This is a genomic window from Kitasatospora sp. NPDC091335, from assembly GCF_044757205.1.
Lineage (GTDB): Bacteria > Actinomycetota > Actinomycetes > Streptomycetales > Streptomycetaceae > Kitasatospora.
This window is the reverse complement of the sequence record NZ_JBIVUM010000019.1, coordinates 166,025-172,520: the sequence shown is the minus strand read 5'-3', so window position 1 is coordinate 172,520 and position 6,496 is coordinate 166,025. Positions and strand designations below refer to the sequence as shown.

9 protein-coding genes are annotated in these 6,496 nt (G+C 74.1%); 4 read left to right on the top strand and 5 right to left on the bottom strand.

Annotated features, from left to right (window positions below):
- Positions 1–223 precede the first annotated feature (223 nt).
- Positions 224–1,003, bottom strand: a complete 780-nt coding sequence (locus tag ACIQOW_RS32345) for an HAD-IIA family hydrolase (protein WP_188295330.1) — start codon at positions 1,001–1,003, stop codon at positions 224–226.
- 178 nt (positions 1,004–1,181) lie between these two features.
- Between ACIQOW_RS32345 and ACIQOW_RS32340 the strand changes: the two genes are divergently transcribed.
- Both ACIQOW_RS32340 and ACIQOW_RS32335 read left to right on the top strand, forming a co-directional pair.
- The gene (locus tag ACIQOW_RS32340; RefSeq protein WP_401090942.1) at positions 1,182–2,258 is read left to right on the top strand and encodes a Gfo/Idh/MocA family oxidoreductase; all 1,077 of its coding nucleotides are present in this window, start codon (positions 1,182–1,184) and stop codon (positions 2,256–2,258) included.
- A gap of 96 nt (positions 2,259–2,354) precedes the next feature.
- Complete coding sequence (locus ACIQOW_RS32335) at positions 2,355–2,957, top strand: hypothetical protein (protein ID WP_401090940.1); 603 nt, start codon at positions 2,355–2,357, stop codon at positions 2,955–2,957.
- A 44-nt stretch (positions 2,958–3,001) separates the two neighbouring features.
- On the opposite strand, the gene ACIQOW_RS32330 is transcribed toward ACIQOW_RS32335, so the two are convergent.
- Together ACIQOW_RS32330 and ACIQOW_RS32325 are read right to left on the bottom strand one after the other, a co-directional pair.
- A complete protein-coding gene (locus ACIQOW_RS32330) occupies positions 3,002–3,424 on the bottom strand; it encodes a type II toxin-antitoxin system VapC family toxin (RefSeq protein WP_317619944.1) in 423 nt (140 codons plus the stop codon).
- Positions 3,417–3,701, bottom strand: coding sequence for a type II toxin-antitoxin system Phd/YefM family antitoxin (locus ACIQOW_RS32325; protein ID WP_188295332.1), 285 nt, complete (start codon positions 3,699–3,701; stop codon positions 3,417–3,419). The genes ACIQOW_RS32330 and ACIQOW_RS32325 overlap by 8 nt, the downstream gene beginning before the upstream one ends.
- A gap of 283 nt (positions 3,702–3,984) precedes the next feature.
- Here ACIQOW_RS32325 and ACIQOW_RS32320 point away from each other — a divergent pair, with 283 nt between their 5' ends.
- Both ACIQOW_RS32320 and ACIQOW_RS32315 read left to right on the top strand, forming a co-directional pair.
- Positions 3,985–4,278, top strand: a complete 294-nt coding sequence (locus ACIQOW_RS32320; RefSeq protein WP_317619945.1) for a DUF6412 domain-containing protein — start codon at positions 3,985–3,987, stop codon at positions 4,276–4,278.
- Between the two features lie 94 nt (positions 4,279–4,372).
- Positions 4,373–5,083 (top strand): YidC/Oxa1 family membrane protein insertase, encoded by a 711-nt coding sequence (locus ACIQOW_RS32315; RefSeq protein ID WP_401090937.1) that lies wholly within the window; start codon positions 4,373–4,375, stop codon positions 5,081–5,083.
- Positions 5,084–5,139: 56 nt separating this feature from the next.
- Here the strand turns inward: ACIQOW_RS32315 and ACIQOW_RS32310 are convergent, their stop codons facing one another.
- Together ACIQOW_RS32310 and ACIQOW_RS32305 are read right to left on the bottom strand one after the other, a co-directional pair.
- Positions 5,140–5,823 (bottom strand): HAD family hydrolase, encoded by a 684-nt coding sequence (locus ACIQOW_RS32310; protein ID WP_401090935.1) that lies wholly within the window; start codon positions 5,821–5,823, stop codon positions 5,140–5,142.
- A gap of 25 nt (positions 5,824–5,848) precedes the next feature.
- The gene (locus ACIQOW_RS32305; protein ID WP_401090934.1) at positions 5,849–6,424 is read right to left on the bottom strand and encodes an NUDIX hydrolase; all 576 of its coding nucleotides are present in this window, start codon (positions 6,422–6,424) and stop codon (positions 5,849–5,851) included.
- Between the last annotated feature and the right edge of the window lie 72 nt (positions 6,425–6,496).

Below are 6,496 nucleotides of genomic sequence, written 5' to 3'. Positions count from 1 at the left end.
TCTCCACCCTCGAACGCGGAATCCGCCGAGACGACGACCTCGCCAACGCCTACCGCGACTGGCTCACCGCCGCTTGACAGCCCATAGGAGCATCAACCGGCTCCCCCGGAGCGGGTTCCGGGCCGCCGCGATCTGACGGATGGTCAGCAGAGACGGTGCGGACACACGACGGCCCCGCCCCGGCGACCGGCCGGAACGGGGCCCCGCGGCGGAACCGCGCAGGTCAGATCAGCTCGACCAGGTCCGCGATCGACTGGACCACCCGGGTCGGCCGGTACGGGAAGCGCTCCACGTCGGAGGCGGAGGTCAGGCCGGTGAGCACCAGGATGGTCTCCATGCCGGCCTCCATGCCCGCGACGATGTCGGTGTCCATCCGGTCGCCGATCATCACCGCCGTCTCGGAGTGGGCGCCGGCCGTGTTCAGCGCCTCGCGCATCATCAGCGGGTTGGGCTTGCCGACGAAGTACGGGTCGACGCCGGTCGCCTTGGTGATCAGGGCCGCGACCGAGCCGGTGGCCGGCAGCACGCCCTCGGTGGAGGGGCCGGTCTCGTCCGGGTTGGTGCAGATGAACCGGGCGCCCTGGTTGATCAGGCGGATCGCCTTGGTGAGCGCCTCGAAGGAGTAGGTGCGGGTCTCGCCGAGGACCACGTAGTCGGGGTTGTTGTCGGTCAGCACGTACCCGGCCTGGTACAGGGCCGTGGTGAGCCCCGCCTCGCCGATCACGTACGCCGTCCCGTTCGGCCGCTGGCTCTTGAGGAACTTGGCCGTTGCCAGGGCGGAGGTCCAGATGCACTCCTCGGGCACCTCCAGGCCCATCCCGGCCAGACGGGCGCTGAGGTCGCGCGGGGTGTAGATGGAGTTGTTGGTGAGGACCAGGAAGGGCTTGCCGGACTCCCGCAGCCTGCGCAGGAACTCCTCCGCCCCGGGGATCGGCGTGCCCTCGTGGATGAGGACCCCGTCCATGTCGGTCAGCCAGGACTCGATGGGCTTACGGTCTGCCACGTGCGTGTCTCCCGAAGTGTTGCAACGTCTTGCATGGTACGAAGGCCCTGACGCGGCACAGCCTAATCCGCGCACCTGGCCGATGGCAGCACGTCCCGCCCACCGGGACGCGGCCGCCGGCCCGCGGCCGTCCCGTCGAAACCGGGAGCAACCGGGCGCCGCGTGGTTGAGTGGGCGCATGAACCCGCAGACGACCTCCCGCCCGTTCCGCGTCGGCCTGATCGGCTACGGCCTGGCCGGCTCCGCGTTCCACGCGCCACTGATCGCCACCACGCCGGGGCTGCGGCTGGACGCCGTGGTCACCGCCAACCCCGAGCGGCGGGCCCGGCTGGCGAGCGAACACCCCGGCGCCCGCGCCGTGGACACCCCCGAGCAGCTGCTGGCCGACCCGGACGCGCTCGACCTGGTCGTCATCGCCTCGCCCAACCGCACCCACGCCCCGCTCGCCCACGCCGCCCTGCGGGCCGGCCTGGCCACCGTCGTGGACAAGCCGCTGGCCGGCACCGCCGCCGAGGCGCTGGAGCTGTGCCGGCTCGCCGAGGAGCAGGGCGTCCTGCTCTCCGTCTTCCACAACCGTCGCTGGGACGGCGACTTCCTCACCGCGAGCCGGCTGGTGCGCGGCGGCGCGCTCGGCCGGGTGCACCGCTTCGAGTCCCGCTTCGAGCGCTTCCGCCCCAAGCCGAAGCCGGGCTGGCGGGAGCTGGCCGACCCGGCCGAGGTCGGCGGCACGCTGTACGACCTGGGCAGCCACCTGGTCGACCAGGCACTCACCCTGTTCGGGCCGGTCGAGACGGTGTACGCGGAGATCGACGTGCGGCGCGACGGCGCGGTGGTGGACGACGACGCCTTCCTCGCCCTCACCCACGCCTCCGGCACCCGCTCGCACCTGTGGACGAGCGCCGTCACCCCGCTGATCGGCCCCCGGCTGCGGGTGCTCGGCGACACGGCCGGCTACGTCAAGCCCGGCATGGACCCGCAGGAGGCCGACCTGCGGGCGGGCCTGCGCCCGGACGGCACCCGCCCCTGGGGCGCCGACCAGCCCTCGCACTACGGCACCCTCGGCACCGACGAGTCCGCGATCCGGCTGCCCACGGACCGGGGCGACTACCCCCTCTTCTACGCGGGCATCGCCGCCTCCCTGGCCTCCCCCGGCACCCCGCCTCCGGTCGATCCGCGCGACGCGGTGGCCACCCTCGCGGTGCTGGAGGCCGCCCGCGCCTCCGCCGCGACCGGGACGGCGGTCCGCCTGGGCTGACGCGCGCCTCGCCCGGCCGGCCGCCACACCCCTGCCGCCGCACTCCTGGAGGCATTCCCCTGGAGCCCTGCCTCGCGCCGCTCCTAGGATGATCGGATGAGCAGTCAGCGGGGGCGGCAGGCCGACGGCGAGGAGCGCCTCCGGCGCGAGCGGGAGTGGTCCGCCGAGCAGAAGAAGCGCGAGAAGGCGTGGAGCGCGGAGTTCGAGGAGCGCCGGAAGGCCAAGGAGGCCGAGGAGCAGGAGCGCCGGCGGGCCGCGGCCATCGCCTCGAACCGGGCGGCCTGGGCGACCGGCCGGGCGGGCGGAAGCGAGACCATCGGCTACGTCGACGTCACCGGACCCGACGCCGTGCCCGTACGGATCGCGGTGGTGTGGCTCGGGCGATTCGGGGCCACCGCCCGGCCGCTGAACGACTACCGCCCGCTCCGCAACGTCGACGTGGGCGGCGGCGAGGGAATCATCTACCTGATCCCGTACGCGGCCCTCGTGGGCCTGAACTTCGGGGTCCGCTGGCTCGTCCTGCAACTGCTCGGCCGCCCGCTCTGGGCCGTCGCCGCCAGGACGGGGGCCGACCGGGGCGGGCGGGGCAGCGCCACCGTCCTGCTGCGCACCCGGGACCGGGCGACGGCCCTGAAGCGCGCGGCCGCCCTCGCCGACCGGGTCGAGCAGGACGGGACCGCCGCCCTCAGGACCCGCTGACCCTCAGGACCCGCTGACCTCACGACCGGCCGGCCCGCTGACCCTCACAGCCCGATGACCTCCACCGCCGAGCCCAGCCCGCGGAAGTCCGACACGTTGCGGGTGTACAGCGGCAGCCCGTGGGCGGAGGCGACCGCCGCGATCATCAGGTCGATCCGGCGCGGGCGCGGCTGCCGCCCGGCGGCGATGGTCAGGGTGACCAGCGTCCCGTAGCGGGCGGCGGCCGCCGCGTCGAAGGGCAGCGGGTCGAAGTCCGCCATCGCCGCGCCCAGCACCTCAAGCCGGGCCGCCCGGCCGGCCGGGTCGCGGGCCATCGACACGCCCTGCTGCAGCTCGGCGAAGGTGATCGCGGTCAGCTCGGGCACGGCCGGCAGGTCGGCCGGGTTGAGCAGCGCCAGATCGATGTACACACAGGTGTCCAGCACCCCGGCCGGCCGCCGCCGGGGCGCTCTGCGGCGCTCAGCCACGCCGCCGCTCGAACGGGTCGCCGTCCTCGTCCCCCACCAGCTCCTCGGGCCCGAAGTACTCCTCGGCCTCCTTGCGCATCTGCTGGTAGTCCACCCGCGGCAGCTTCACGTGCCGCGCCACCAGCTCCTCCGCGGTGAGCCGCCGGCGCCCGGACACCGGCCGCAGCTCGGCGACCTCGACCCCGTTCCTGGTGATGTGGAAGGTCTCCCCCGCCTCCACCGCGTCCATCACCGCGGCGGAGTTGTTCCTGAACTCCCGCTGGGTAATCGTCTTCACCCCTCCACGGTAGCCCCGCGTAGCCCCCTCGGCTACACCTCGCACGATCCCCCCGCGATCCCGCGAAACCCCGCCCCTTGCCGGTCCGCGACCGTCACGTTCGTATACAAAGGGGAATTCCGGGAGACCCGGCCCCGCCGAAGCGGGAGGGGGACGCGGCGTGGGTGTGCGCGGGGGACGTTCCGTAGGGGGTTTCCCCGATGGAGGCGGGAACCCGGGGGCTCGTAGGATCGTCCTGCTGGTACGTCAGGAAGCCGAGGGACGCCGGGAGGGGGCAGCCGCCGTGGCCGTGGTCGCGATGCTGCTGGGCCTGCTCCGGGTGTTGACCGGGGAGTTGGTGGCCGACAGCGGGGCGCTGGCGTCGGTGGCGGCCGTTGCGGCCGTGGTGCTGGTGGCCGGGGCGGTCGCCGGGGCGCTGGCCGGGGCTCGGCTGCTGGGGGCGCGGGCGCCCGCGGCGGTGCGCAGCGGGGTGCTGCGGCGTCGGGCGTTCGGTACGGCGTTCCTTCCGCAGCGTGATCCGGACGCCCGGGGCAGGCGACGCCCCAGGGCACCGGGAGCGGCCCCGGCGGCCGCGTGAAACCCCTGGTCCCTCTGGTGCCGTAGGAAGATTCCTCGCAGGCCGTCCTCCGCCGATCGCTCATGTCCTGAGACCCCGGAGGGCTCGCTTCACCATGTCCGTACTCGCTGTTCTCGACCCGGCCGTCGCCGTCGCGCACGCCGCCGTCGCCGCCGTCGCCCACCTGGTGCCGACGGCGCTGGCCATCGTCCTGTTCACCGTCGCCGTCCGGCTGGCGCTGCATCCGCTGGCGCGGGCGGCGGCGCGCGGGGAGAAGGCCAGGGCGCGGCTGGCGCCGAAGGTCGCCGCGTTGCAGAAGAAGTACCGGGACCGGCCGGAGCGGCTGCGCGAGGCGCTGGCCGAGATGTACCGGAAGGAGCAGGCGTCGCCGTTCGCGGGGTGCCTGCCGATGCTGGTGCAGGTCCCGTTCTTCTCGGTGATGTACCGGCTGTTCACCACCCCGAACGACCTGCTGGACCGCACCCTGTTCGGCGTGCCGCTGGGCCTGCACGTCACGGGTGCGCACGGCGCTGGCCAGTGGGTGGTGTTCGGGGTGCTGTTCGCCGGGCTGGCGGCGGTGGGGTACGTCAACTTCCGCCGGGCCCGGCGCGCGGCCGCGGCGGCGATTGTGAGTGCGGCGCAGCCCGCCCCGCAGCCGGGGGCGGGGCTGCTGCCGTACCTGTCGTTCGGCTCGGTGCTGTTCGCGGCGCTGGTGCCGGTGGCCGCCGTGCTCTACCTGCTGACGACCGGCGTCTGGTCGGCCGCCGAGCGGGCCTGGCTGTACCGGGACGGGACGCCGGTGCCGGCCGCCGCGCTGATGACCTGATGTCCCGATGAAGCGCTGAGCCGCTGAGCCGAAGCGACCGGCCGACCGGCCGACCGTCAGAAGTGGCGCAGCAGCTCGGGAAAGGCTCCGATCCGCAGCGTCGCCTCGTCCGGGCCGAGCTCCTCGTGCTCCAGCACCCAGGTGTGCTCGTGCGGGATGAAGACGGTGTGCAGGCCGGCCCGGCGGGCGGGGGCGATGTCGGACTTGGGCGAGTTGCCGATCATCCAGGTGCGGCCCGGGTCGAGGTCGAGGTCGGCGGTCAGCTGCCGGTAGGTGTCGACCGACTTCTCGACGACGATGTGGATGCCCCGGAAGTGGTGGTCGATGGCGGACTCGGCCACCTTGCGCTGCTGCTCGCCCTGGTCGCCCTTGGTGAGCAGCAGCAGGTGGTGGCGGTCGGCGAGGGCCGCCAGGGTGTCGGCGACGCCGGGGATCAGCTCGACGGTCCGGCTGGTCAGCGGGGTGAGCAGGTCGTCGATGCGGGCCTGCTCGTCCGCCGTCGGCGTACGGCCGTTGAGCCGTTGCAGGCAGTCGGCGAGGCTCTGCCGGAAGACGGCGGCGCCGTAGCCGAGGGCGGCGGAGTTGACGGCCTCGATCTCGTTCAGCAGGGCCCTGGTGCGCTCCTGCTCGGCCGGGGCGGCGACCCAGTCCAGGAAGCCGTCGATGACCCGCTCGAAGAGGACGTTGTTCTCCCAGAGCGTGTCGTCGGCGTCGAAGATCAGGATCTGGTCGGTGTGCATCCGGTGGTCTCCAGGGTGAGGTCGGTCAGGCGGGCGGCAGCAGGCGGGCGGCGCGGTCGAGCGTCTGCCGGAGGTTCTCCTCGGTGGTCCGCCGGCCGGCCTCCTCGATGGTGAGCCACTCCAGCGGGGAGGCCGGGTTCTCCGGCCTGGCCTGCTCCGGGGTGCCGGTGGCGAGCAGGAAGCGCAGGTCGGCGTGCTCGTGCGCGGGTTCGGCGGGCGAGGCGGGGACGGGCACCACGGCGAGGTGGACGAGGGCGGGGCCGGGCCAGGGGGTGAGGTCGGTCAGCCCGGACTCCTCCAGGCCCTCGCGCAGGGCGATGTCCAGCGGCCTGGTCTCCCCCGGGTCGCCGTGGCCGCCGACGTGCAGCCAGGCCTGCTGACGGACGTGCCAGCGCAGCAGGACGCGGCGGGTCGGCGGGTGGACGATCAGCGCGGAGGCGGTGAAGTGGAGTGGGAAGGTGCCCCTGTTCCAGGCGTCGGCGACGCCGAGGAGGCGGCGGGCCCGCTCGTGGTCGGCGGTCTCCACCGGACCCTGCGGGTGGTGGTCGTCCAGCAGTCGGGCCAGGTCGGGGCTCGGGGACGGGCGGCCCGTGGTCACCATCGGTCTGCGCTCCTCGTTCCGCTCCGGGACGGCACCGGCCGCGCGGACCGTGGGCCGTGGAGCACGTCGGCC

Bases quoted from the DNA above. Each gene is read 5' to 3' on its own strand.
- ACIQOW_RS32305 (WP_401090934.1), bottom strand. From the start codon at position 6,424: ATGGTGACCACGGGCCGCCCGTCCCCGAGCCCCGACCTGGCCCGACTG.
- ACIQOW_RS32340 (WP_401090942.1), top strand. From the start codon at position 1,182: ATGAACCCGCAGACGACCTCCCGCCCGTTCCGCGTCGGCCTGATCGGC.
- ACIQOW_RS32310 (WP_401090935.1), bottom strand. From the start codon at position 5,823: ATGCACACCGACCAGATCCTGATCTTCGACGCCGACGACACGCTCTGG.
- ACIQOW_RS32315 (WP_401090937.1), top strand. From the start codon at position 4,373: ATGTCCGTACTCGCTGTTCTCGACCCGGCCGTCGCCGTCGCGCACGCC.
- ACIQOW_RS32335 (WP_401090940.1), top strand. From the start codon at position 2,355: ATGAGCAGTCAGCGGGGGCGGCAGGCCGACGGCGAGGAGCGCCTCCGG.